Source organism: Bradyrhizobium sp. AZCC 2289, assembly GCF_036924615.1.
Taxonomy (GTDB): Bacteria; Pseudomonadota; Alphaproteobacteria; order Rhizobiales; family Xanthobacteraceae; genus Bradyrhizobium.
In genome coordinates this window covers 2513091-2537882 of sequence record NZ_JAZHRY010000001.1, presented here as the reverse complement: position 1 = coordinate 2537882, position 24792 = coordinate 2513091, and the positions used below count along the sequence as shown (strand labels likewise).

The 24792-nt window shown below is 64.8% G+C and carries 24 protein-coding genes and 1 pseudogene; 13 read left to right on the top strand and 12 right to left on the bottom strand.

Features of this window, described 5'->3' with window-relative positions:
- Positions 1-40: 40 nt before the first annotated feature.
- Both V1289_RS12375 and V1289_RS12370 read right to left on the bottom strand, forming a co-directional pair.
- Positions 41-3715, bottom strand: a complete 3675-nt coding sequence (locus V1289_RS12375) for a hypothetical protein (RefSeq protein WP_334397219.1) — start codon at positions 3713-3715, stop codon at positions 41-43.
- A 12-nt stretch (positions 3716-3727) separates the two neighbouring features.
- Complete coding sequence (locus tag V1289_RS12370) at positions 3728-7822, bottom strand: hypothetical protein (RefSeq protein ID WP_334397218.1); 4095 nt, start codon at positions 7820-7822, stop codon at positions 3728-3730.
- A gap of 119 nt (positions 7823-7941) precedes the next feature.
- On the opposite strand from V1289_RS12370, the gene V1289_RS12365 reads away from it, so the two are divergent.
- Together V1289_RS12365 and V1289_RS12360 are read left to right on the top strand one after the other, a co-directional pair.
- Entirely contained in the window at positions 7942-8397 is a 456-nt protein-coding gene (locus V1289_RS12365) for a hypothetical protein (RefSeq protein ID WP_334397217.1), read from the top strand.
- A 232-nt stretch (positions 8398-8629) separates the two neighbouring features.
- On the top strand, positions 8630-9910 hold the full coding sequence (locus V1289_RS12360) for an MFS transporter (RefSeq protein ID WP_334397216.1): 1281 nt from the start codon (positions 8630-8632) through the stop codon (positions 9908-9910).
- 43 nt (positions 9911-9953) lie between these two features.
- Here V1289_RS12360 and V1289_RS12355 read toward each other — a convergent pair whose 3' ends face one another.
- The 4 genes from V1289_RS12355 to V1289_RS12340 form a co-directional block, all read right to left on the bottom strand.
- Positions 9954-10361 carry a DUF4864 domain-containing protein gene (locus V1289_RS12355; RefSeq protein ID WP_334397215.1) on the bottom strand — a complete coding sequence of 136 codons (408 nt, stop codon included), beginning with the start codon at positions 10359-10361 and terminating at the stop codon, positions 9954-9956.
- Between the two features lie 66 nt (positions 10362-10427).
- Complete coding sequence (locus V1289_RS12350; RefSeq protein ID WP_074273488.1) at positions 10428-10634, bottom strand: hypothetical protein; 207 nt, start codon at positions 10632-10634, stop codon at positions 10428-10430.
- Between the two features lie 72 nt (positions 10635-10706).
- Positions 10707-10898: a hypothetical protein gene (locus tag V1289_RS12345; protein ID WP_334397214.1), complete on the bottom strand. Its 192-nt coding sequence runs from the start codon at positions 10896-10898 to the stop codon at positions 10707-10709.
- The gene (locus V1289_RS12340) at positions 10895-11704 is read right to left on the bottom strand and encodes a transglutaminase-like domain-containing protein (protein ID WP_334397213.1); all 810 of its coding nucleotides are present in this window, start codon (positions 11702-11704) and stop codon (positions 10895-10897) included. Before V1289_RS12340 ends, V1289_RS12345 begins: the two co-directional genes overlap by 4 nt.
- A 193-nt stretch (positions 11705-11897) precedes the next feature.
- Between V1289_RS12340 and V1289_RS12335 the strand changes: the two genes are divergently transcribed.
- The 4 genes from V1289_RS12335 to V1289_RS12320 all read left to right on the top strand — a co-directional run bounded on the left by V1289_RS12335 (position 11898) and on the right by V1289_RS12320 (position 13046).
- Entirely contained in the window at positions 11898-12167 is a 270-nt protein-coding gene (locus V1289_RS12335; RefSeq protein WP_334397212.1) for a hypothetical protein, read from the top strand.
- The gene (locus V1289_RS12330) at positions 12160-12456 is read left to right on the top strand and encodes a hypothetical protein (protein WP_334397211.1); all 297 of its coding nucleotides are present in this window, start codon (positions 12160-12162) and stop codon (positions 12454-12456) included. Before V1289_RS12335 ends, V1289_RS12330 begins: the two co-directional genes overlap by 8 nt.
- A gap of 84 nt (positions 12457-12540) precedes the next feature.
- Positions 12541-12720: a hypothetical protein gene (locus V1289_RS12325; RefSeq protein WP_334397210.1), complete on the top strand. Its 180-nt coding sequence runs from the start codon at positions 12541-12543 to the stop codon at positions 12718-12720.
- 47 nt (positions 12721-12767) lie between these two features.
- Complete coding sequence (locus V1289_RS12320; RefSeq protein ID WP_309179456.1) at positions 12768-13046, top strand: DUF1488 family protein; 279 nt, start codon at positions 12768-12770, stop codon at positions 13044-13046.
- A 52-nt stretch (positions 13047-13098) separates the two neighbouring features.
- On the opposite strand, the gene V1289_RS12315 is transcribed toward V1289_RS12320, so the two are convergent.
- Positions 13099-13344: a tetratricopeptide repeat protein gene (locus V1289_RS12315; protein WP_334397209.1), complete on the bottom strand. Its 246-nt coding sequence runs from the start codon at positions 13342-13344 to the stop codon at positions 13099-13101.
- Positions 13345-13535: 191 nt separating this feature from the next.
- Between V1289_RS12315 and V1289_RS12310 the strand changes: the two genes are divergently transcribed.
- Positions 13536-13922, top strand: a complete 387-nt coding sequence (locus tag V1289_RS12310) for a response regulator (protein WP_309179455.1) — start codon at positions 13536-13538, stop codon at positions 13920-13922.
- A gap of 111 nt (positions 13923-14033) precedes the next feature.
- Positions 14034-14807, top strand: coding sequence for a sensor histidine kinase (locus V1289_RS12305; RefSeq protein ID WP_334407424.1), 774 nt, complete (start codon positions 14034-14036; stop codon positions 14805-14807).
- Between the two features lie 102 nt (positions 14808-14909).
- On the opposite strand, the gene V1289_RS12300 is transcribed toward V1289_RS12305, so the two are convergent.
- Positions 14910-15176, bottom strand: a complete 267-nt coding sequence (locus V1289_RS12300) for a 3-keto-5-aminohexanoate cleavage protein (RefSeq protein WP_334397207.1) — start codon at positions 15174-15176, stop codon at positions 14910-14912.
- A 41-nt stretch (positions 15177-15217) separates the two neighbouring features.
- On the bottom strand, positions 15218-15766 hold the full coding sequence (locus tag V1289_RS12295; protein ID WP_074278142.1) for a cupin domain-containing protein: 549 nt from the start codon (positions 15764-15766) through the stop codon (positions 15218-15220).
- Between the two features lie 148 nt (positions 15767-15914).
- Here V1289_RS12295 and V1289_RS12290 point away from each other — a divergent pair, with 148 nt between their 5' ends.
- Together V1289_RS12290 and V1289_RS12285 are read left to right on the top strand one after the other, a co-directional pair.
- Positions 15915-17243: an aspartate aminotransferase family protein gene (locus V1289_RS12290; protein WP_334397205.1), complete on the top strand. Its 1329-nt coding sequence runs from the start codon at positions 15915-15917 to the stop codon at positions 17241-17243.
- Between the two features lie 71 nt (positions 17244-17314).
- Entirely contained in the window at positions 17315-18580 is a 1266-nt protein-coding gene (locus V1289_RS12285; RefSeq protein WP_334397204.1) for a D-amino acid dehydrogenase, read from the top strand.
- Between the two features lie 75 nt (positions 18581-18655).
- Here the strand turns inward: V1289_RS12285 and V1289_RS12280 are convergent, their stop codons facing one another.
- Both V1289_RS12280 and V1289_RS12275 read right to left on the bottom strand, forming a co-directional pair.
- Positions 18656-19006 (bottom strand): hypothetical protein, encoded by a 351-nt coding sequence (locus V1289_RS12280; RefSeq protein WP_309179452.1) that lies wholly within the window; start codon positions 19004-19006, stop codon positions 18656-18658.
- Positions 19007-19232: 226 nt separating this feature from the next.
- Positions 19233-19883 (bottom strand): TetR/AcrR family transcriptional regulator, encoded by a 651-nt coding sequence (locus V1289_RS12275; RefSeq protein WP_334397203.1) that lies wholly within the window; start codon positions 19881-19883, stop codon positions 19233-19235.
- 257 nt (positions 19884-20140) lie between these two features.
- On the opposite strand from V1289_RS12275, the gene V1289_RS12270 reads away from it, so the two are divergent.
- The 3 genes and pseudogenes from V1289_RS12270 (at position 20141) to V1289_RS12260 (ending at position 23957) form a co-directional block, all read left to right on the top strand.
- Positions 20141-20638 (top strand): (2Fe-2S)-binding protein, encoded by a 498-nt coding sequence (locus V1289_RS12270; RefSeq protein WP_334397202.1) that lies wholly within the window; start codon positions 20141-20143, stop codon positions 20636-20638.
- Positions 20635-21693 (top strand): FAD binding domain-containing protein, encoded by a 1059-nt coding sequence (locus tag V1289_RS12265; protein WP_334397201.1) that lies wholly within the window; start codon positions 20635-20637, stop codon positions 21691-21693. The genes V1289_RS12270 and V1289_RS12265 overlap by 4 nt, the downstream gene beginning before the upstream one ends.
- Positions 21683-23957 (top strand): annotated as a pseudogene (locus tag V1289_RS12260) (xanthine dehydrogenase family protein molybdopterin-binding subunit). The gene V1289_RS12265 and the pseudogene V1289_RS12260 overlap by 11 nt, the downstream one beginning before the upstream one ends.
- A 6-nt stretch (positions 23958-23963) precedes the next feature.
- Here the strand turns inward: V1289_RS12260 and V1289_RS12255 are convergent.
- Positions 23964-24659, bottom strand: a complete 696-nt coding sequence (locus V1289_RS12255) for a helix-turn-helix domain-containing protein (RefSeq protein WP_334397200.1) — start codon at positions 24657-24659, stop codon at positions 23964-23966.
- Between the last annotated feature and the right edge of the window lie 133 nt (positions 24660-24792).

Genomic DNA, 24792 nt, shown 5'->3' with positions numbered 1-24792 from the left:
ACGCGAACCGGTATCCACTTCGCTGGAAAACGCTCTAAACCTACAGCTTCAGCACATCCGCATACACCAGCCGCTGCTGCGATTGGCCCGCGGTGCCGGTCTGGTAGATCTCGAACTCCTCCAGCCGCAGCCGGAACGCGCGTGCGCCGCGCGGCGCCGGCAAAATGATGGGCGAAGTCCACAGCGTGGTCGCTCCCGGCCCCTTGATCGGCGTCAGCGTTTGCGTCAACAGCGGCACCCACGCGGCATCGCCGGTGGCGTTCTTGGCCTGGGCTTCGAGCGTTACCTGCAGCAATGATTGGGCGGTGTTCGCGAACAGCACGCCGGTCACCGCCAATTGCAGCAGCGTCGGGTCGAAGCCGTCGAAGGCGATGCTCGCCGCGCGGTCCGGCACCAGCTGCACGTAATCGGCGAGCACGACCCGCGACAGGTGGGCGTCGGGCAGCGATTTCGGCTGGTAGCGCGCCAGCGCCAGGCGGATGAAGGGGAAATAGGCGACGCCGGAATCGAGCTCGATATCGCAATACCACAATTCCCGGTCGACGTCGTAACCGACGGAATGTCCCGCCACCGAGATCGGTATGTTGCCGAAGCCCGGCGGCCATTCCAGCGTGAGCCCGCTGGCAATGTCGACTGCGTTGCGGAAATGCTGCGGCAGCGGCACCGCTTGCGACGGTGGCGGCGGCGCGTCCCAGATCGGGTCCATGCCCCACTGCGTCACGACGGCCGACAAATAGTCGGGGACGGTGAACGCAGTGAAGGTGCCTTGCTGCGGCGGCACGCAGCCCCACAGCACGACGCCGAGCAGTTCGCCCGCGCCCGAGGAGAACCACGGCCGATCGAGATAGACCCTGAGTCCGCCGCCGCCGCGCGCGCTGACGTTCCACGTCCCTTCGGTCTTGTCGGACCAGCCGAAGGTCGGCAGCACATACAACACCTTGGGCGCCGCCGGGCGCGCGGTGTTGAGGATGTCGAGCGTCAGGGGCACGGAGTCGCGGGTGAAATCGCTGGCCGGCCGCGTCAGGCTGTCGGCAAAATATTCGCGGAAGCGCGAGGTCGCCGTGGCGACATAGGTGACGCTGCGATATTTGGTGTCGTGAAATTCATGGGCGCCGTCGATCTTCTGCGAGATCGCGGTGCGCTCGACCGGAGTCTCGAAGGCGCGGGTTTGCGCCGGCGGCGTCTTCGGCTGCGGGCCGGAGCCGCCGTCGTCGATGGTCTCGACCCAGCTCGCATTGATGTCGAGCCTGATCGTGCTCTTGCCGCTCAGCGGGATGTCGTCGGTTAGCCGCGCCTTGGTACCGCCGAGCACGCGCGAGGCGGCCAGATCCTGGAATTGCGGCTCGATCAGCGGCTGCTGCACCGCGTGCACCAAAGTCAGAATCCGCGGCGGCGTCAGCATCCAGTGCCCGCCATTGTCGGCCAGTTGCTGCAGCACCGCGAGATTGGGCGGGCCAGCTTCCAGGATCCAGCCCCAGATCGCCAGCTTCGCCAGCGCGTCGGCGGTGGGATAGCAGCTCAGCACCACCGCGATCTCGTCCGCCTTGGCGATCCGCACGGTCAGGAAGCGCTCTTGCGCCGTCTCGGTCAGCACCGGCGCGCCGGCGCCTTCCGCCAGCACGATGCGGAACGGCCGCTCGTTCGGCCACGTCCCGGTGAAGGGAACGGTGAAGACCGTGCCCGCCGCTACGCCGGGAAGGTTGATGAACGCGGCGCCGGCCGCGAGCGGATCCGGCAGATAAGGCAGCACGAGCTGCGCCTCGGGATGCGGCACCGGCTGGTCGGGATGCGCGGGGTCGACGCCGAGATCGCCGTCCTTCTGCGTCAGCATGGTGTAGACGGTCTTGTCGAGCCCCGTCGGCGTGTCGAACATGCCGTGCACCTCGGCCGTCTCCTGCGACACTTTTGCGGGCGCGAGGTGGCGTTCGGAGGGCGCTGCGGCCGGCGTGTTGAAGTTGCTGCGGATCACGATGCGGTCGACGGATTCGCCGGGCGTCGTGGTCGGGCTCAGCGCCGCACGCAGCACCACCACGGGCGCCGCGATCGGCTCATAGCGCAGATAGGGCACCGGCTGCGGCGGAATGCTGAAAGAGGCGGGGATCGACGCGTCGGGCGGCAGGCTGTTGCCGGCGAGGTCGACGGCACGCGCGCGGAATTGGTAGCTGGCGCCGAACCGCAGCCGCGGCAGCCTGAAGTCGTTGGGCGTCAGGACCGGCTTGAACGTCACCACCAGCTTGAACTCGGTCTGCGCCGGGTTCTCGGGCGTCGCCGCGGTGTCCTGCGGCCCCACCGTCTTGCCAATCCGCGGCACCGCGAGGCTCCAGCCGGCCCAGCGGAACAGCGATTCCGGCAGATAGAGATCCGGCGATGTGCCGTCGGCCGATTGGCTGGTGGCCAGCGCCGTAAAACCTTCGTCCGGATCGAGGTGGCGGACGAGCTTGACGTTCTGGAAAGCGTAGGTGCCGTCGCGCCGGCACAGCGAATGCCATTTGCCGGTCAGGCTGTCCCAGGCATCGATGCGATAGCCGCGCGTGAGGTCGTCGGCGGCAAGCACCGGCCCGTTCTGCGGGTTGGCGACGACGGCGCCGTTTTGCGTACTCGCCGCGCCGAAGCGGTCATGCAGCTGCACCGCGCGTCCCTGGCGGGTGGCGGCGAAGCCGGCGGAGCGCAACGAGGGGAAGCCGAAGCGCTTGGCGCTGCCCGGGGTTCGCGTGACATGGTCGAGGCGGCCGAGGTTGAAAGCGAAATCGAGCATCTTGTGCGCGGCGCCGTCCACGTCGACCTCGACCGCGTCGTAGTTGCCGCCGCCAAGCTGCAGCATGCCGTCGGCGACCTCGGTGCCTGCCGCCGGCTGGAAACGCCGGCGCGTGGTGTCGATCTGGTAGGCGGTCCACGGAGACATCGGCGCTGGTCCCGCGAGCTGCGGAATGACCTGGATGTTTCCGTTCGCCGGAACGGTCGTCGGCAGTTCCACGTCGACCGCCAGGCCAAGGCGCCGCAGCAGTTCCGGATATTGCGAGAGCCGGCTCACCACGTCGTGGAAATCGAGTTTTGGCAAGGTCTGCTTCTGCAGTGGCGCCGGCGTGCCGTCGGGGTTACGCCGCGACAGGAACTGATGGAAGGTGCGGACCTGGTAGAAATCGATGGCGGGCGTGCCGAACGCGGGCGGGATGGCGTGGCCGTCCAGAAGCCGGGACTCGATCGCTTCCGCGGTGCGCCGCTCGATCTCGGGCAGCACCAGGGAAATTTGAACGAGGTCGGTGATGGTGCGCGGCGAATCCTCGAAATTGAGATCGCCGCGCGTCGGCGGCAGGTCCGGCGTCTGGATCGCCACCGCCTGGTAGGCGTTCTTCAGGAACGACAACACCTTGCGCACGGGGTAGGAGCGGATGTTCTGCGTCGTGCGCTGCTCGAACTGGTAGGAGCGCACATAGGTGTCCTTGTTGAACAGCGCCGCCCACAGCGGCGATTCCAGCGCGATCGTAGCGGCGCGGGTCACCGTGAATGCCGGCCCGCCCTGAACCTGCACCTTGAACTGCAGCGGCCCGATGGTCGCCGGCCAGTCCTGCAGCTGCGGGAAGAATTGCTGCAGCGTGCCGTCGACGCCATTGTCGGTCACCAGCCGCGGCGAGAGATAGACCGACAGCACGAGCTTGTCGCCGGCGGTCGTGAAGCCGTTGGGCAGCGCGGTCCACATCATGTTGCGAATACTCATGGCCTTCGCTCCTTACGCGGCGAACGCGTCGCAATACTCGTTCCAGTCTCCGGCCGCGATCAGATCGGCAAACGAAACGGTCGGGTCGCCGAACTCGCGCCGCAGCGACAGCGACACCGAGGCGCTGAACATCAGCACGTCCACCTCCACGGTGACCGAGGCCTCGCCGGCGATCTTGCAGGCGGCGCCGCCGCCGGCGGGATAGAAGGTGAAGCCGAGGTAGAACTCGACCGAGAGCGTGATCAGCCCGAGTACGTTGGCGGAGCCGCCGGCGCGCAGATAGCCCGTGAGCTGCGAGTGCTGGGTGGCGAAGTCGAGCTTCAGATAGACGCCCGCCATGATGTGGACGTTGGCGCTGGCCACCACCAGATCGATCGAGACGTTGGCGCCGAACTCGATCGATGCCTCCAGCATCTCGATGCCGTCGGGGCCAAGCTCCAGCCCGAAGAACCCGCCGCCGCCGAGCAGCGATACGCTGACCAGGAAGGGATGCTGGCGCTCGCTGAAGGCGAAGCGGAAGCGGATCGGATTGCCGACGAACGACAGCTCGAGCGCGGCGCCGAGCCGAATGTTCTCGATGCTGAAGACGCCGACGCCGATGCTGGGGATAGCCAGCGAGTATCCGACCGTCACCCCCTGCGAGGTCACCTCGATCGCCGGCGGGTCGGAGAAGCCGCTGGATGGAATGAGTTGCTCCAGCTGGTTCAGGAACGCCAGATCGCCCTCGAAACCGATGTCGCCCATATTGGCGCTGAGGTCGAGCTTCTTGCCGGGCGACGCGGTGAAGTCGACGGAGTTGAAATGCAGCTTGATGACGCTGAGCAGCTCGAGGTCGAAGCTGCGCATATGGCCGGTGACTGTCGCATCCGGCGTTCCGCCGCCGATCGGCGTGGTGATGACGACGTCGAGTTCCAGATTCTTGGGCGCGTCGGGCGCGGTGAAATGCAAATTGGCGACGCCGCCCGCCCAGTCCTGCACGTCGGGCTTCCACGCCAGCGTCGTCACGATCTGGGTGGGCGATCGGGTGGTCACGAGCTGCGGCGCCTTTTCCGGGGCGCCGGTGATGTCCAGGATCACCTGGATGACGTCGGAGAGCGGAACGACGCCGAGCAGCTTGGCGTCGGCGATGGCGCCAAAATATTGTTTCGGATCGAATTTGCCCTGGGAGAAGGTGTCGAGCGCGCCGCCGGTGCCGGAGACCGTGCCGAAATCGCGCGACAGGCCGCCGACATTCAAATTCGGCGTCGCGACGCCGCCGGTCTTGTCGCCGCCGAAGGCGACGCCGAGCGCGTTGACCAGCTGGATGAAAACGCCGCCCTTGTCGAAATTGCTTTGGATATAATGCGGATAGAACACGATCTGCACCGGGCTGGACGCGCCGGTGACCTGTTGCAGCGCCGGGATGGTCACTTGTGCAGCCGACGTCGTATCGAGGATGGGATAGAAGATCGGCTGACCCGGCGGCGGCGGAATAAAGACGTTGAAGAGCGCGGCGTTGAAGGTCATGGTCGACGTGTTGAACGTCGTGCCGCCAGGCTTGGTGCTGGCCGCGAAGGCAATCGACTGGCCACCCATGTCGCGCTGGCGGATCGAAAGATCGGAGCCGGTGTAGAGCGCGTACCCGCCGGTCTGCGACTGCATGTCGCTCAGCGCGATCACCAGCGGCATCGAGAAGTCCGAATTATTGCCGTCCCAGTCCGTCGCGACGATGTGGAACAGGAACGGCTGTCCGCTGACCGTCGGTATGAAATAATTCCAGTTGCCGCCGGGCGGCGTGTCGAGATTGGGCGTCACCAGCGTCGTGATGCGAATCTTCTTGAACGGAAAATTGCGGCCGCCGCTCGCCGTCGTCGTCGCGAGAAAAGTGTAGTCCTTCTCCGGCTCGGTGATCACGACGTAGTGGCGCTGCATCTGATAGGCGGTGGTTGGGCCGGTTGGGTTATCGAGAAATTTGCGCTCGGTCACCTTGACCCGCACCGCGCGGTTGCCGACGGGACAGGCAAACGCTGCGTCGATCACCTTGACGTAATTGTCCCGGCCTGTGGCCGCGCGGTGGCGCCATCCCACGATCGTGAAGGCGCCGCCGGGTGGCCAGCGTCCGTCGAGGTCGAGCCAGGCGCCCAGCGACGACAGCATCAGGCGGTCGACCTGGACGGCCTTGGGCGGCAATTGCGGATTCGAGAAGTCCGATGAACGCACCACGATCTGGTCGCGGTCCATCGTGCTCAGCGACATCAGGAAGGGTGAGGAGTCCATCGTGGGCGGCGGCCCTGGCCTGTAGTCGGGAGACCACAGCGCGCGCACCGTCCGTGTTGCCGCGGACTGCTCGTCGACGATGGGCACGCCACCCTGAATTTTCTTGACCCCGAGCCGGGTGTGCCAGAGCTCGGTCTGGGTGCCGTGCGTGACCGCGTCGGTTTGATTGGCCCAGCCGGCGGTGGCATTGGGCGAGAGAAACAGCGACCACGGCGCTTCAATCGCCGTCTCCGTCGGCTGCGGCGGCGTCGGCGCCGGTCCGCTCAAAGGCTGGGGCGGCGGATCCGGCAACGCCGCGGCGCGCGACACGTTGAGATCGTAGGCTACCCATTGCAGCAGGCCCGCGAGGTCGTACGGCACCTGGCTCACGCCGGCGCCGAGCTTGAAGACGAGGCGGCTCGGCCCCGCCGCCAGCGCCTGTACCGGAGGGCTCGCCGGCAACGGCGGCGGCACCTCGGGAAAGGCCTGGTCGACGATATTCTGCGGCCCGTTAAAGCGCGCGGTCAGCAATCCGTCGGCGGTGGCGTCGATGCGCGCAAGGCGCGGCGCCAGCCCGCCGCCGCCTTCGAGCGCGAGGTTGCCGAACAGAAAATCGAGCACCAGCAAATCGTCGCGCCGCAGCAGCGCCACGGCGAATTCCGGCAGCGACAGCGTCGGCTGTGTGGCAATAGCGGCGGCGGCCAACACGCCCCAGCCCGGTGTCGTGCCCGGCTTGGCCACGAAGTTGAGCCGCGACGTTCCGCTGAGCGCCAGCGGCGTTGCCGCGGCGGCGCCGGCGAGCGGCGCGGCCGCCTGCAGCAAAGCCGGCGCGCAGCGGTGCGTGGTCACCGTGCCGCTGGTCGCATCGAGCTCGAAGGCGGAAGCGCCGGCAGGGTTGCCGACCTGGAGCGCAAAGCCGTCCCGTTGCAGCCATAGCGGGATTGCCGGGAACTGACTGGAAAGAAAAGTCTGGTTGGTCTCGAAGTCGATGGCAAAGCGCGCGGCGCCGAGCGGGACGATCAGCGCATGGCCGTCGAGATTGGTGATACCGCCGCCGGGCGCGAAGGCAAGCTTGTCGGCGCTGGTCGATTGCGCCAGCAACGTGTGGTCCACGTCCGTCGCCGAGTTCTCGCCGGCCTCGATGTCGATTTCGTCAAACAGGTTCGGTTGCGGCGTCAGCGTGCCGATATCGAGCGCCAGCGGCGACGGCTTCAGGTCCCAGTTGAGGCTGCCGCGGTGCAACGTCATCAGCGTGCGCTTCTGCTTGGGCGTGCTGCGCAGGCTCGGTTGCCCCGGCGTCAGCACGCGGAGCAGGAAGTTGTTGGCGGATTGCGCCGCGGCGCCGAGCCCCGTGACCGCTGCGATGCCGGTGCCGGCATAGGTTGTCTGCCACTCCGGCGCAAACAGCGCGGAGGCGGCGTTCTGAACGGTGAGCTTTCCGGCGGCGCCCAGCGGGCAGGCGGTCGCGGCGAGGGTGACCGGCGAAGCCAGCCGCTGACTGCCCGCGAGCCAGCGCTCCAGCACGGATTGACCATGAAAGCCGCCCAGCGACATGGTCATGTCCATCGGTGTGCCGGTTGCGGTCTTCGCCGCGAGCGTCATGACGAAATCCGCCGTCAGGCTCGTCCCGGCGTAGAGCGCGCCCTTCAACTCGATGCGGTAGCCTGTGAGCAGTGGACCGTAGGTCAGGACCGGAGTGCCGCCGAACCACTTCTCATCGACAAGCCAGCGGAGCACACCATTGAGTTTGAAGCCGACGAGGCCGGGGCCGGTGACGATTTGCACGGTTCCGGGCAATGGAAGCGGGATCGGCGGCGGCTCGGGGATCAGCGTGGCAAGATCGCCGCGCAGGAGCGTCAGGTTCAGTGGCATCGTCCACCTCCTGTTGCGGTCCGAACGTTGCCAAAAGCGCATCTTTCCTGGGTGACGCGTTACGGCAACCCGGAGACGAGCACTGATACTATCACACGCTCGTGGCGATTGCATGATAGGTGACGTTTTTTCTTTTTCGGCTCGCCGCGAAACGGCAGCAAAGCTCCCCCATTCGAGAGTTCTCGCGGTTATCGACGCATCCGTATTGGCGTGACGGGTTATCGCTGTTCGCGCGCGGCGACAGTCCGCTGCCGCCACGCCATGGCCGCAACGCTTCGGCCGGCTATGACGATCCTGTGATCTGGTTTCGCGGTGAAGAGGGCGAAGAAACATTTCACCCGGTCGACGAAACCATTTTTGCGGAGCCTCGAAAACGGCCGGAAATCTTGGTCGGGCACTATGATGCGATTGAACGGCCAAATAATGGGAGCGCTGCCATGCTCGCCGAAAAGTTTCTTTTAATTGTCGAACCCCTGATCCGGGCCCAGGGCCAAAGCTACCCGGACGGCGGCACACGGGTCGTCAGCACGTCGCCGCACGTCCCGGTCCAGCTGCCGGCCCGGAGCGGCAAGTAAATTTGATGAGACTGCGCGCGCCGGCGTAGAGCGGGCGATGCCAGTGAATGGCCGGACAACGGTTCTAGGCGCGTGAAGAACTTGTGCGAAACGCCGGTTCAGCGCCGCACGAAGAGTATCGCGCCGTAGGTCAATCCGGCGCCAGCCAGCACCGGTGCGGCCTGATCTGTCCCGCAGGTGAGGCGGTTGGTGCCGCGTAATCCCCACGCATCTGCATGCCCAATATCGCGCCATGGCGGTTGACCTCTGGGCAATTGCCGTCGAAGTTGCGCGCGCCGTGGATATTTCTTCTGATCTTGCCCCAAATTCCGAGCTGTTCGTTCCCGACTCGCGCCGGGCATGGGCGCGGCTTGCCGTCGCCGTGCTGATCGGCTCGCTCGGCAGCGTCGGCATGTGGTCGGTGGTGGTCGCGCTCCCCGTGGTGCAGACCGAGTTCGGCGCGGGCCGGGGCACGGCCTCGCTGGCCTTTACCATGGTGATGCTCGGCTTCGGTTCCGGCGGAGTGCTGACCGGCAAGATCACCGACCGCTACGGCATCGTCACCGCGATCGGGGTTGGCATCGGCATCCTCGCCCTCGGCTATATCGGCGCCGGCATGTCGTCGTCGATCTGGCAATTCATCGTGGTGCATTTCGCCATAGGGCTGTCGTCGTCGGCGACGTTCGGTCCGCTGATGGCGGAAGCCTCGCACTGGTTCTACCGCTACCGCGGGCTCGCGGTCGCGATTGCCGCCAGCGGCAACTACATCGGCGGCACGATCTGGCCGCCGCTGGTGAACTTTGGCATGCAGTCGATCGGCTGGCGCAACACCCATATCGCGGTCGGCCTCTTCGCCGCGGTGGCGATGGCGCTGGCGCTGGTGGCGCTGCGGCTCTTGATGGGCGCCGGCACCCGCCGCAATCATCAGAACGCGCCGCCGCCGCGGGTCGATTTGCGGCTCTCCACCAATGCGCTGACCGCGATCCTGGCGCTGGCCTCGATCGCCTGCTGCGTGGCGATGTCGATGCCGCAGGTCCACATCGTCGCCTATTGCGGCGATCTCGGCTATGGCGTGGCGCGCGGCGCCGAAATGCTGTCGCTGATGCTGGGCTTCGGCATCATCAGCCGCATCGGCTCGGGGTTTTTGGCCGACCGGATCGGCGGCATCGCCACGCTCCTGATCGGCTCGATCGCGCAAGGCACCGCGCTGTTGTTCTACCTGTTCTTCGACAGCCTGACCTCGCTCTACATCATCTCCGCGATGTTCGGCCTGTTCCAGGGCGGCATCGTGCCGAGCTACGCCATCATCGTGCGCGAGGCGATGCCGGCCTCGGAAGCCGCCACCCGCGTCGGCATCGTGATCTTCGCCTCCGTGTTTGGCATGTCCTTCGGCGGCTTCATCTCCGGCGTGATCTTCGACGCGACCGGCTCCTACGGCGCGGCCTTCCTCAATGGCATCGCCTGGAACGCGGTCAACGTCACCATCATGCTGTCCTTGCTGTGGCGCGCGCGGCAGCGGCTGGCGATGGCGTAGGCTCTTACCTCGCCCCGCTTGCGGGGCGAGGGAGAAGAGCGCCTCACACCGCCTGTCCCGCCTTCAACAGACTGCACCCCGTGATCTTCAAACTGCCGTCGGGCTGCTCCTCCAGCGTATAGAGCGCTTCCCAGGCCTCACCGTCGGCGTCGATGATATGGACGCGCTGGGCGATCTGGCCGTCGGCGGCGCGCGCCTCGCCAAATTCGAAGCTCTTGTGGCGGTACACCGGCGCGTAGTTGTTCTGCACCATGTACATGAAGATGTCGGGCTGCCGGAACATCTGCTGAATCTCGGGCGCCGCATAGGAATAGGCGGCTGCAGCGTCGTCGTGGCTGAAGGCCTGCTCCTGCGAGCGGATCACGCTTTGCGCGGCGGCGATGTCGTCCGTGGCGCGGGCGGGCAGGGGGATCGAAACCAGGAATGCGAGAAGCAGGACGATGGCGCGCATGGGGCTGCTCCGTTGCCGATGCACCTGTTACGTTTTACATCGAATGCCGGTTTCCCGCCTGCGCAATTAAATTGCACCGTAGATGACGAGGCCGATGCCTGCGGCGATGAAGATCAGGCCGAGGACACGCATGTATCTTGTGTAGTTCTCTTCCGAGAACATGCGGATCGCGATGCTGGTCTTCATCCACAGGCCGCGACGAAACATCGTCGGCTTCCAGAGATAGATCAGGCCGATCAGGATCAGCGCGATGCCGTAAATCGTCCCGGTCATGGTGGCTCCCGCGGTTCTTTGGCGGTGCAGTCGCCGCAAAAGCTATATCGGCGGGAATGCGGGCGGAAGGGGTTATTGGCCCAGCGCCAGGCGCCGCAGGCCGGAGGCGGTCAGGCCGAGTTCGCCGAGCCGCCGGACCGCGTAGCCGAGGCCAACCAGGCGTTCCCAGTGCAATTGCGGGATTTCAAGCTGCGCGTCGCCCTTGCTGACCTCGAGCAACGAGGCGAACTCTTCCATACTCAGGGCAGGGTGCTGATCTGTCATTCGGCGACCTCGTCGGTCCAGACCTTGAAACTGACCAGCGTGTTCGGTCCGAACGTCTGGGTGATCGGAACGTCGGAAGCATCGCGTCCCTGAGCTATCAGGATGCGGCCGATCCGCGGCACGAAGTTGCGCGGATCGAAGGTGTGCCAGCGGCCGCCGAGATAGGCCTCGAACCAGCCGGCGAAATCGCCTGCGGCCCAGGGCTTTGGTGTCCCCATGTCGCCGAGATAACCGGTGCAGTAGCGCGCCGGAATGTTCATGCAGCGGCAGAACGTGATGGCGAGGTGGGCATAGTCGCGGCAGACGCCCTTGCCCTCGCTGTAAGCTTCGAAGGCGGTCTTGGTGGCGCGGGCGTGCTCGTATCCGAACGCGATGTGGCGATGGACGAATTCGCAAATCGCCTGCACCCGGGACCAGCCCGGCGGCGTGTTTTCGAACAATTTCCACGCGATGTCCGAGAGCCGGTCGGTCTCGCAATAGCGGCTGCCGAGCAGATAAACCAATGTGTCGGTGGGCAGGTCCTCGACCGCATGCTGAGTCGCGGACGCAAACACCGGATCAGGCAGGCCGCTGTCGCGGACGACGCCATCGGCGGCCAGACGCATCCGGCCGGCGGGTGCGACAATACGGCTGCACCAATTACCGAACAGGTCGCGGTAAGGCGTGATCGGCACTGAAGGGCTGGTGGTCAGGAAATCCGGCACGATGACGTCGGAGGCGCGCGTAAAATGCGTGCCCAGCACCATGATGACAGGGGTTGGTTGCGGGAAATCGTACAGCATTTCGAATCCGACGCGAATCTTCATTCGAAATGCTTTCCTGACTGGTATCTCGTCGAAATGGCTACGAAGCCGTCGAATACAAGGCGTTGGCTGCCTTATTCGATCAAATGCGGTCGAAAGCCGAGAAAACGATAGCTAATTGCCGCAAAAGCGCGCACGCTGCGCCGATGTCCGAACATTCAGATGTTTCGTCGCGCAGGTACGCTGGGCTGTGGGCATGACCATGCGCTCGCGGCGGGAAACGGTTCATTTCAGGCACGCGTTCCGCATCAAGGGGATCGATCGCCAGCTCGCGCCCGGAGACTACGAGGTCATCACCGACGAGGAGATGATCGAAGGTCTTTCATTTCCGTGCTATCGGCGCGTCGCCACCATGATCATGGTTCCCGGTGCGCCGCCGCAGCGTTCGGCGATGGAAATGATCTCGATCAGCTCGGTCGATCTGTCCGACGCGCAGCGCATCGACGCGAGTGCACCCCGTGACTGAAATCCCGATCGATCTCGACAAGCATCGCGGCATGGCGGCGCAAAAGGCCACCGATATCCGCCGCGTGGTCGCCGACGTCGAGGCCAACGCAAAACTGCTGCGCGAAACCCAGGGCGTCGTCGAAATCCAGCTCCTTGCCGTGCCGGCCACTTCCTGGCCCGAGGCGGTGGCAAAGGCGCGTTACGTCCTGAACCTGTATTCCGCCAGCCTCGCGCCATCCGACACCCATCACCGCGATCTCGTGACAGCAGTGCTTGCGGACCTTACCCGACTCTCCGGTGAGAACTGAACGAAACGATAGTTCGACTGAACAACTGAAAACTTCATCCATCCGGCTCGATGCAAGATCGAACGGCCCAACCGAAAGTATCTGATGCAAAATCTCTCGCCCCGTCACATCAAGACCGAGGAATCGCTGCGCCTGGGTGTCGTCTCCGGCTGGTACTCCACCAAGGTCAGCGGAACTTTCGTCTCGGGCCCGCATGATTCCGAGGCCGCCTGCCTCAGCCGGATCGCCGAGATCGATCCGCCGCCGGCCAAGAAAAAAAGATGAGCGGAGAAACAAGCAGGGTCGTTGCTCCGCTCAAGGAAGAAAGTCCGATGACGCTCGCACGCGGCAGTATCAGAGGTTACGAATACGATCGCATGGTGCTCTCGTTTTCCATGATGGACGGCGCGAGGGAAGTATCCTGCGCCGTCAGTGCCTCGGCGATGGATGATCTGGAACACGTCTCGCGCACCGCGCCGGAGCAACGCGAAGCGCAATTCCTGCGATTGCGCGACCAGATCGAGCAACGCGCGTCGCGCAAGTTCGTCGCGAGAGAGTTCGAGGGCAATCCAGCCGGCATCATCCTGCGCAGCATCGATTTTCGCGGCTGATCCGGCGACGGTTTCCGGCGTCAAAACCGGCCGCCGGCGAACTGCTCGCGCGTCACCTTTGCATCTCCCGCAAATTCTGCCTGGCTTCGGGATCACCCAGCGCCGCCGCCTTTTCGAACGATTGGCGGGCGACCTTGAGATCGCGCCGCACGCCGTCGCCCTCGTTGTAGATTGCCCCCATGCCGTTCATGGAGGAGGCATCGTTGAGCGCGATGCCTTGTTCGAACAGGCGGCGGGCTTCGGCATAATCGCGGCGGACGCATTGGCCGCGAAGGTAGAGCAGGCCGAGATTGTTCATCGCCGAGGGAAAAATTCAGCAATACCTGCGGAACCCTGCGTCTCCAGCGCCGTTGCCACCTGATCCCCAAGTGTAGCGGGAGTGGCGACCAGCCGCAGTCAGCAGTCTGAAAAATGATTAACTCTCTCACGGCCGTGATACCACAGTGCGCGAGGCCCGTCTGGTGACGGCGCGACGCTGAGGCCCCCTTCATGATGGCTCTCGATCATTCCCGCATCCCGCCAATTGTGCTCGTCGTTGAAGACGAGATGCTGCTGCGTATGCGGGTGGTCGGTATGGTGGAAGACGCCGGCTACATTTCGGTCGAGGCCGTGGATGCGGACGAGGCCTTTGCCATCCTGCAGTCCAGGTCCGATATCGCGCTGCTGTTCACCGATATCCAGATGCCGGGCAGCATGAACGGGCTCGAGCTGGCGCACGCCGTCCACATGCGCTGGCCGCCGATCAAGATCATCCTGGCGTCCGGGCAGTTGCACCTATCTCGGAGCGATATCCCGCCTGACAGCCGCTTTTTCGGAAAACCGCTCAAGTCGGGCGAAATGATCGCCGAGATGCAGGATATGCTGGGCCATGCCTGAGGTCGGCGAGGGCAAAAAATCGCGAATATCGCTGCATTTCCTGGCCAGGCTGCTGGAATCATTACCCTAAAGAAATGTCCGGAACCGGACAGATGGTGGTATTTGTTGACGATGTTCAAAATCGACCATGATGAGGACGCCTCCGGCCTGGAGTCCGATTCGACGTCTCCCCAAGAGCTTTTGGTGGCAGAGAACGTCAGCCTCCGGCTGCTGTTGACGCAGGCGAAGCTCAGCGCCGAGACCCTGCTGGCCCAGGCCGGCATCGACGCCAAGGAACGCGAGGCGTCGGACAAGCTGCAAAAGCTGATCCTGGAAGAGCTTCACCATCGCATCAAGAACACGCTCGCAACGGTGAGCGCCATTGCATCGCAAAGCCTGCGCAATGCGCCGAGCACGCAGCATGCGCAAGCCGCGATCGAAGGCCGTCTGCTGGCGCTCGGCCGCGCCCATGATCTTCTGTTGCAGGCGCGGTGGACCGGCGCGGACTTGCGAACGATCGTTCGGGGCGCGACCGAACCCTTCGATAATCCGGATACGCCCAGATTTTCGATCGATGGGCCCGACGTCCAGATCGCTTCAGGCGCCGTCATTGCGATCGCAATGACCCTCAACGAGCTCTGCACCAACACCACGAAATTCGGCGCCTTGTCGGTGCCCGCAGGACATGTCGACATTAGCTGGGCAAAGGACGCCACGGCGTCGCGGCTGCACTTCGTCTGGAAGGAACAGGATGGTCCGGTGGTCGAGGCCCCGACCAGGCAGAGTTTTGGTACGCGTCTGATCGAGACGCTCGGCAGGCAACTGAAGGGCGACGTCAAGTTGACCTACGAATCGAGCGGATTTGTTTACTCACTCAATGTTCCTCTGGACTCTCTCGCATTGTGAGCGGCCTTTGGCTGTGATTGAATCAGAACCGAAGCGTTAGCTTCCTGTTTTGACGCATTTTCTATCGCAGATAAGTCTGCGCAATCAGCGTAAACTTGATTGCTATGCGAACCGGTATCCACCCCGGATCAAGTCCGGGGCAGGCTTTCGCTCGCAAAGCGCCGCCGCAGCCGCCTTGTCGATCTGCGCATAAACCTGCCAGTCGTAGGTTTGCGGGCCGCCGCCGTCATCGGCATGAATGAAGGTGGCGCCGGCGCGTGCGCAGGCAATGCCTTCCGCGACGATTTCCTCGATCGTGTCGGGAATCCCGGGCTGCAGCGCGCGGCTCCAGCCGCCGTTCAGTGCCGCCTCGATCCAGACTTTTCGCATGGCGCTGTTTCCTTTGCGATGGTGTGAATGAATTCAGGATCTCAAAACGTCGGCGGCGTGCAGGCGCTGATCACTTCGCAGGGCTTTGCACCGACGCAGCGGAAACGGTGTGGCCGGCGGCTTTCGAAATAATAGGCATCGCCGGGATCGAGGATGTGGCGCTCGTCGTCGACGGTCACCTCCAGCCGGCCGGAGACGACGACGCCGCCTTCCTCGCCCTCGTGAACCAGCGGCACCCGGCCGGTGTCGCTGCCGGGCTCGTAGCGCTCCTTCAGGATCTGCAAGGCGCGGCCGAACAGATTGTCGCCGACCTGGCGATACGAAATCGGCTTCTTGCCGATCTCGGTCAATTCGTCGGAGCGGTAAAACGCTTTCTGCTTCCGCTCCGGCTCGAGGGCGAAGAATTCGGCCAGTCCCATCGGAATACCGTCGAGGATGCGCTTGAGCGCGCCGACGGAGGGATTCATCTGGTTGGATTCGATCAGCGAGATCGTCGAATTGGTCACGCCGGAGCGCTTTGCGAGTTCGCGCTGCGAGACCTTGTGACGCGCCCGAATGAATCGCAGCCGTCCACCGATATCGACGCTCATCGAGAAATCCCTGTTGCAGGTGTTGCGGATCGCGCAAATATGCACCTCACCCCTCAACAAGATCAATGGGTTGCGGCAGCGCAGAAAAGGGCTTGTTGCGGTCCCATTAGCGTGGTTCGGCTGCTTCAGTCAGCAATGGAGCGACGCCGTGACCCTTCATCAGATTCCGAACACCCTGCAAACCGATTCGTTCTGGATGCCGTTCACGGCCAACCGGCAGTTCAAGAAAGCGCCGCGTCTGTTCGCCTCGGCCGAGGGCATGCATTACACGACCGTCGACGGTCGCAAGGTGATCGATGGCTCCGCCGGCCTCTGGTGCGTCAATGCCGGCCACGGCCGCCGCCAGATCGCCGCCGCGGTCGAGCGGCAGCTGACGAATCTCGACTTCGCGCCGTCCTTCAACATGGGCCATCCGCTTGCATTCGATTTCGCCGAGCGGCTCGCCGAGATCGCGCCAAAGGGCCTCGACCGCATCTTCTTCACCAATTCAGGCTCCGAGTCGGTCGATACCGCGCTGAAGATCGCGCTCGCCTATCACCGCGCCGCCGGGCAGCCGACCCGCACCCGCCTGATCGGGCGCGAGCGCGGCTATCACGGCGTCGGCTTCGGCGGCATGTCGGTCGGCGGCATGGTCGCCAACCGCCGCGCCTTCGCAACCCATTTGCCAGGCGTCGATCACATCCGCCACACCCATGACCTTGCGCGCAACGCCTTCGCCAAGGATCAGCCGGAGCATGGCGCCGAACTCGCCGACGACATCGAGCGGCTGGTGGCGCTGCATGGCGCCGAGACCATCGCCGCCGTGATCGTCGAGCCGGTGCCGGGCTCGACCGCCGTGCTGCCGCCGCCGAAAGGCTATCTGCAGCGCTTACGTGAACTGTGCGACAAGCACGGCATCCTCCTGATCTTCGACGAAGTCATCACCGGATTCGGCCGACTCGGCGCGCCGTTCGCCGCCGATTTCTTCGGCGTCACGCCGGACCTGATGACGACCGCGAAGGGCATCACCAACGGCACCGTGCCTTGCGGCGCGGTGTTCGCGAGCCGCAAGATCCACGACGGGCTGATGAACGGTCCGGAAGGCGCGATCGAACTGTTCCACGGCTACACCTATTCGGCGCATCCGGTGGCTTGCGCCGCGGGTATTGCGACGCTCGATATCTACAAGGACGAGGGCCTGCTGACCCGCGGCGCCTCGCTGGCCGAATACTGGCGCGATGCCCTGCATTCGCTGAAGGGCCTTCCGAACGTCGTCGACATCCGCAATGTCGGCCTGATGGGAGCCGTCGAAGTCGCGCCGCGCAAGGACGGTGTGGGCGCGCGCGGCTATGACGTGATGGTCGACTGCTTCAATCGCGGCCTTTACCTGCGCATGAGCGGCGATTCCTTTGCGATGTCGCCGCCGCTGATCGTCGAGCGCAGCCATATCGACGAGATGGTCTCGATTCTCGGCGACGCCATCAAACGCGTGGCCTGATCCTTGCTCCAGCTGCGGTATCGAACATCGAGCGGCCGCGAGGCGATGCCGCAGCAGGAGCTTGAAGGATCGTGAAAGTTATCGTTCTCGGCAGCGGCGTCATCGGCGTCACCTCGGCCTATTATCTCGCCAGGGCGGGCCATGAGGTGACGGTGATCGACCGTCAGCCAAAACCTGCGCTCGAGACCAGCTTTGCCAATGCCGGCGAGGTATCGCCGGGCTATTCCTCGCCCTGGGCCGGTCCCGGCGTCCCGGTCAAGGCGGTCAAATGGCTGTTGATGAAGCACGGCCCGCTGGTGATCCGGCCGAAGCTCGATCCTGTGATGTGGATCTGGCTCTTGAAGATGCTGCGCAACTGCACCTCCGCGCGTTACGCGGTCAACAAGAGCCGGATGATTCCGATCGCCGAATACAGCCGCGACTGCCTGCGCGCGTTGCGCAGCGAGACCGGGATTCATTACGACGAACGCGAGCGCGGCACGTTGCAATTGTTTCGCTATTCTGCGCAGCTCGACCACACCGCCGACGACATCGCGGTGCTCAAGAAAAATGGTGTGCCCTTTGAAGTGCTGGATCGCGACGGCTGCGTCGCCGCGGAGCCGGCGCTCGCTGCGGTGAAGGACAAGATCGCCGGGGGCTTGCGGCTGCCGCAGGACGAGACCGGCGATTGCCACATGTTCACGCAGGCGCTGGCGTTCGAGGCTGAAAAGCTCGGTGTGCGCTTTATGTTCAATGTCGGGATCGAAGGGTTGAACGCCGACGCCACGCGCATCACCGGCGTTGCCACCTCGACTGGCGTGATGCAGGCCGATGCCTATGTGCTGGCGCTCGGCAGCTGGTCGCCGCGCCTGGTGCGGCCGCTCGGCATTTCACTGCCGGTGTATCCCGTGAAGGGCTATTCGATCACGGTGCCGATCACGGATCGGGATGGCGCGCCGGTGTCGACGGTGATGGACGAGAGCTACAAGGTTGCGATCACGCGGCTCGGTGACCGCATCCGCGTCGGCGGCACCGCTGAGATATCGGGCTATTCCGACAAGCTTTACGCGGCACGCCGCGCCACGCTCGACCATTCCCTGACCGATTTGTTCCCGCGCGGTGGCGACATCGCCAAGGCAACGTTCTGGTGCGGCCTGCGTCCGATGACGCCCGACGGCCCGCCGATCATCGGCGCCACCCGTTACAGCAATCTGCATCTCAACGCCGGCCATGGCACGCTCGGCTGGACCATGGCCTGCGGGTCGGGGAGGGTGCTCGCTGATTTGCTGTCGGGGCGGAAGCCCGACATCGATACGAGCGAGCTTGCGATCAGCCGGTATGATCACAGGTTTGGGTGACGGGTCGGGACCGCATCGTCGTCATTACTGGCGCCAGACCAGGCGCGATTGGTGCACGGTCCAGGACGCGCCGGGCTACACGCGATTCAGTGCCTGCTCGTGAGCGTTCAGAGCCTTCTTCAATAGCGCCGGCAACGTCTTGGCATACACTTCAATGAACGTGGCGTCGCCGTTCGACTGAGGCTCGTACGCGGCTTGCGCGGCGACGCGTACGGCCTTTGCTTCGCACTTCGCGAAGAGATGCCAGAACCAATCCGGCTTCTCGTCCATCGCCTCTTTGTGCATCTTGATAACGGCGCCGCCTACGGCACCCATGGCGCTTACGACACCCGGGCTCATGGCGCTGATGGCGGCCGGGCTCATGATATCTTCGCGGGCGTCGGTCGCGGCTGCTCGTGCTTTGCCATGCTTCGCTTGGTTCGGCATGCTCGGCTCCCTTGATTTACCCTGCATAAAAGGAGCCTAGACCGCGAAGGTTGACGGCCTCTGAAGCGACAATCCTAAATTCATATTTTCGATTTCGTTCGAGTATATCTAAATTTTTTCATCTCGGCCTTCGCCTCGGCCGTAAGGCTGCGTTGCTTCCGCCTTCGCTCGCGAGCTTCGGCGGACAAGTCGTCGCTTGCCCGCATCGCGATGACGATGAAGCTGTCTATCGCTTCCGCTTCACGCCGGGCTTGGCGCGGCCGCGTTGCGACGGTGATGTCGCCTTGCGACCGGCGTCGGGCTGCACGCGAAGCCCATCGATGAACACATCCATCAGCCGCAGCACGGTCGACTGCCAGCCGGGCTGTTCGTGCATGTAGCACATGCCGATCAGGGCGCGCAGCACGTCTTCGGGGCTGATATCGGCACGGATCTCGCCGGCGGCGCCGGCGCGATCGAGCAGGGTGCCGACCGCCTTTGTCAGGCGATCGAACGAATAGGCGTACAATTCCGAAGAGCCCTGCACGACCAGCGCCAGCGCCGTGATCATCCCTTTCTTGGTGGCGACGAACTCGATATTGGATTTGAGCCAGCGCCGCAGCGCGTCGACCGGTGAGGCGGCGCTTTTCAACTGTTCGGCAAGCTCACTGAGCTGCTCGACCTCGCGGCGATAGACGGCTTCGAACAGCGCCTCGCGCGTCGGGAAATGCCGGTAGAGCGTGCCGATGCCGACGCCGGCGCGTTTCGCCACCGCCTCCAGGCTGCCGTCCGCCCCGCCGGCGCTGAACACCGCCTTGGCGGCCTCCAGCACGCGCTCGCGATTGCGCACCGCGTCGGAGCGGGGCTTGCGAAGCGCTTCTGCGGATGCACCGGCCATCAAAAAATAATCTCGATCACGATTTGGTTAGGCTCGAGCGGATCATGCACTCATCGCGTTGTTTGAGCACGATCTTTTCGGAAAACCAATTGCCGTTTTCACCAGGAGCCGCTCTGTGGCTCGCGTCTTGCTATACGGAGGGCTCCTCCGTATATGGCGTTGAGCGCCACCTCCCGGCGCCAGACCTGAACAAGCTCGCCGGCCGACGCCGACGGGCCGCGTTTTGGATTTGTCTCCAGCTTCGTCGGAGCCTTTGCATGAATTTCCCTATCAGCCTTACCATCAACGGCGTGCGGCGGGATATCGAACTCGATGACCCCCGCGTCACGCTGCTCGACCTCCTGCGCGAACGTCTGCAGCTCACGGGAACCAAGAAGGGCTGCGATCGCGGCCAATGTGGTGCGTGCACGGTGCTGGTCAACGGGCAGCGGATCAATTCGTGCCTGGCCTTGGCGATCAGCCATGATGGCGCCGACCTATTGACGATCGAGGGCGTCGCGCGCGGCGATCAACTGCATCCGCTCCAGGCCGCGTTCATCGCCCATGACGGCATGCAATGCGGGTTCTGCACGCCGGGCCAGATCATGAGCGCGCTCGGCCTGATCCATGAAGGGCAGGCCGGCGACGACCCGGAGCGCGTGCGCGAAGGCATGAGCGGAAATCTCTGCCGCTGCGGCGCCTATGCCGGGATCACCGACGCCGTGCTCGAGGCCCAGAAGATTCTTGCAAATTCCGACCAGAGGCGCTCCGCATGAAGAACTTCGATTACATCCGACCTGCGTCCATCTCCGACGCCATCGACGCCGCCGCCGAACCCGGTGCGGCCTATCTCGCCGCCGGCACCAACCTGCTCGACCTGATGAAGGGTGGAGTCACGCGTCCGGACCGTCTTGTCGACATCACGCGCCTGCCGGGGCTCGACCGCATCGAGTGGCTGCCAGATGGCGGCGTTCGCATCGGCGCCATGGTTCGCAATGCCGATCTCGCGCACGACGTTGATTTCGCGCGCGGCTTTCCCGCCGTCGCCGAGGCGCTGCTATCCGGCGCTTCCGCCCAGCTTCGCAACGCTGCGACCGTCGGCGGCAATCTGCTGCAGCGGACGCGATGCGCTTACTTCTACGATACCGCCAGCGCCTGCAACAAACGCGAACCCGGCACGGGTTGCGACGCCCGCGACGGCGAAAACCGGTTGCACGCCGTGCTCGGCTGGAGCGAGGGCTGTATCGCCACCCACCCGTCGGATTTCTGCGTGCCGCTGGTCGCGCTCGATTCGGTCGCGGAGATCGAGGGCAGGAGCGGAAAGCGCGAAATTGCCCTCGAGGCGCTTCATCGCCTGCCCGGCGACACGCCCGAGCGCGAAAGCGTGCTTGAGCCCGGCGATCTGATCGTCGCATTACGGCTGCCGGCCGAAGCGCGCGGGTTCTCGGCGCATGCACGCTATCTCAAGGTCCGCGAACGCACGTCCTACGCCTTCGCCGTCGCATCGGCCGCCGCAGCGCTGCGGATTGAACAGGGTGTGATCCGGGATGCGCGTCTGGCGCTCGGCGGGGTCGCCGCCAAACCGTGGCGCGCGAGAGCGGCGGAACAGTATCTGGCCGGCCGCCAAGGCGACGCCGTCAGCTTCTTTCACGCGGCAGAGGCCGCGCTCGCGGACGCGAGGCCTTCCGGAAACAACGGCTTCAAAATCGAGCTTGCGCGGCGGATCATCGTGCGCGCCCTGACGCTGGCGGCAGCCGGAACGCCGGCGCGTCTTCCCGCCCTGCCGGCTTCTCACTTCTCTTCCGTTTCCGGAGCGCTTCATGTCGCCTGAGATCATCAGCCTTACCCGCGATCCCGCCAATGTCCGGCATGGCTTGAATATCGGTCAGCCGCTGACCCGCCGCGACGGCATTTTGAAGGTCAGGGGCGAAGCGCGCTACGCCGCCGATAACCACCCGCCCGGAATGCTCTATGCGGTGCTGGCGGTCAGCAGCATCGCCCGCGGCCGCGTCAGCTTTCTTGACGTGCCCGCGGCCAAGCGCCATCCCGGCGTGGTCGAGGTCATGACGCCGGCGAACCGGCCGCCGCTTGCGGAGAATCCGGACGCCAAGACCAATCCCTTCATGTTCCGGCTCGATCTCTTGCAGAACGACAAGGTGCGCTATGCCAACCAGTCGATCGCGGTAGTGATCGCGGAAACGCTGGAGGCCGCAACGGAAGGCGCCGCGCTGCTGGCGCCGCAATTTGACGTGCTGCCGGCCCGCATCGGTCTCGATTCGAACGAAAGCTTTGTGCCGCCTGTCGTCGGCATCGGCAATCCGTCCGAGGTTCGCCGCGGCGATGTCGAGGCGGGCCTTGCGGCCGCATCGAAGCGCATCGAGGCGACCTATGAGACGCCGGCGCAATATCACAATGCGATGGAGCCGCATGCGATCGTCGCGGCCTGGGATGGCGACAAGCTGTCGATCGATACGCCAAGCCAGGGGCTGGCGATGGCGCAGGGACGCATCGCCGGGCTGTTCGGCATTTCGCCTGCGAATATCCATATCCGCAGCCCGTTTCTCGGCGGCGGCTTCGGCTCCAAGGGCTTTATCTCGGGACCGCAGCTTCTCGGCATCCTGGCGGCACGGTTGGTCGGCCGGCCGGTCAAGCTCGTGCTGCGCCGTGAGCAGATGTACGGTCCGGTCGGCCATCGCGCGCCGACCCGCCAGACCATGCGCATCGGCGTGGATGGCGACGGCGCGCTCACCGCGATCGAACATCACGCCAAGACAGTGTCGAGCACGTTCGACGATTTCTTCGAGCCGGCCGCCGACGCCTCGCACACGCTGTATGCGAGCCCTGCGATTGCGACCTCGCATGAAGCGGTCCGCGTCGACACCGGGACGCCGCTGTTCATGCGGGCGCCGGGCGAGGCGACGGGATCGATCGTGCTGGAGAGCGCGATCGATGAAATGGCCTTTGCCTGCGGCATGGATCCGCTGGCGTTTCGCCTCAAGAATTACGCCGATGTCGAACCGATCTCGGGCAAGCCGTTTTCCTCGAAGGCGTTACGCCAGTGCTACGCGCAAGGTGCCGAACGCTTCGGCTGGGCGAAGCGACCGCTCGCCCCGCGCGCGATGCGGGACGAGGCAGGTATGCTGGTCGGCTGGGGCATGGGCACCGCGACGTTTCCGGCGCTGATGTTCCAGGCCGAAGCGCGGGCGGTGGTGCGCAGCGACGGATCCGGCGTGATGGAGACGGGTGCCCACGACATGGGGCAGGGCGCCTGGACCGCGTTCGCCCAGATCGCGGCCGATGGGCTCGGCCTCGATCTCGAACAGGTCGAGTTCAAATCCGGCACGTCTGATCTGCCGGACGCAGGGATCGCCGGCGGCTCGGCCCATACCGCGACCGCCGGCACGGCGATCCACAATGCCGGCGCTGCCGTTATCGCGAAGCTCGCCGATCTCGCGATGGGCGACAAGCGCTCGCCGCTGTTCGGGGCCGGCAATGCCGGCGTGATCGCGCGCGGCGGCCGCCTGCACCGTCGCGACGACGAGACGCGGAGCGAGAGTTATGGCGATATCCTCGGGCGAGCCGGCCTCGCAGAGATCGAAGCCCGCGGAAATAGCGCCGCCGACCCTGCGGCGCAGTCGAACTACGCCATGCACGCGCATGGCGCTGTGTTCGCCGAGGTCAAGGTCGATCCTGATTTGGGTCAGATCCGCGTCACCCGCATGGTCGGCGCTTTCGCCGCGGGCCGCGTCATCAATCCACGCATGGTTCGCAGCCAGCTGTTCGGCGGCATGATCTGGGGCATGTCGTTTGCGCTGCACGAGCAGGCCGTGATGGACTCCCGCTCCGGCCGGATCCTGAATGCGAACCTTGGCGAGTACCACATCCCCGTCAACGCCGACGTGCCGTCGCTCGACGTGCTCACGGTCGACGAGCACGATCCGCACGTCAACGCACTCGGGATCAAGGGCGTCGGCGAGATCGGCATCACCGGCTCGGCCGGCGCCGTCGCCAACGCGCGTCTGGCACGCGACGGGTGTGCGCGTGCGGCGTTTTCCGATCGGGATCGATGATCTCGTGATGGCGCGTCTCGGTTAGGAGCGCCTACGCTATGGGCGAAACGCAATTCACCCACAGCACCACGGCCTTGGCGTCATCGGCGGGATTTGAGAAACGGTGCGGGCGGCGGCTGGCGAAGCGAAAGCTGTCGCCGGTCTTGAGCGACCAGGTCTCGGCGTCGACGGTCAGCGTCATCTCGCCGTCCAGCACGAGGCCGGCCTCCTCGCCGTCATGGGTATAGAGCTCGTCGCCGGTGCTGCCGCCGGGCTCCATATGCACCAGAAACAGATTGAGGCGGTTCTCCGCGCCGGCCGGGCTCAGCAATTGTTTCGAGATGCCGGTGCGCCAGAGTTTCAGCTCGGCGCGCTGCGCCTCGCGCGTCACCACGCCGCCGGAAGCGCCGTCGTCGTCCGGTTTGGCGCCGAACAATGCGGCAATGCCGACGCCAAGCACATCGGCCAGCGTCGCCAATACACGCAGCGAAGGCGACGACAGGCCACGCTCGATCTGACTGACAAAGCCGATCGACAGATCGGTTCGCGCCACCACCGTCTCCAGCGATAATTGGCGCGCGCGGCGCAATTCGCGGATCCGGCGCCCGACCGCGAGATCCATCGCCGGCTCGGCCGCCTTGGCGGACGCCTTCGCCTTCCTTGCCGGCTTGCCCGCCGCCTTCGCATGGGCCTTCCTTTGGGCCTTCCTTCGGGCCTTGCCGATTGCTTTGGGCGCCGGTTTGCGCATTCTCTTGCCACCGCTCACGTCAATCCGCTTCCTTCATGTGCATGAAAACCGCTTGCAATGACTTTGGAAATGTGACCACAATTTCATATTGGTGAAAATAGGCCTGAACGGCCTTGTCCGCAACCTTCTCGTC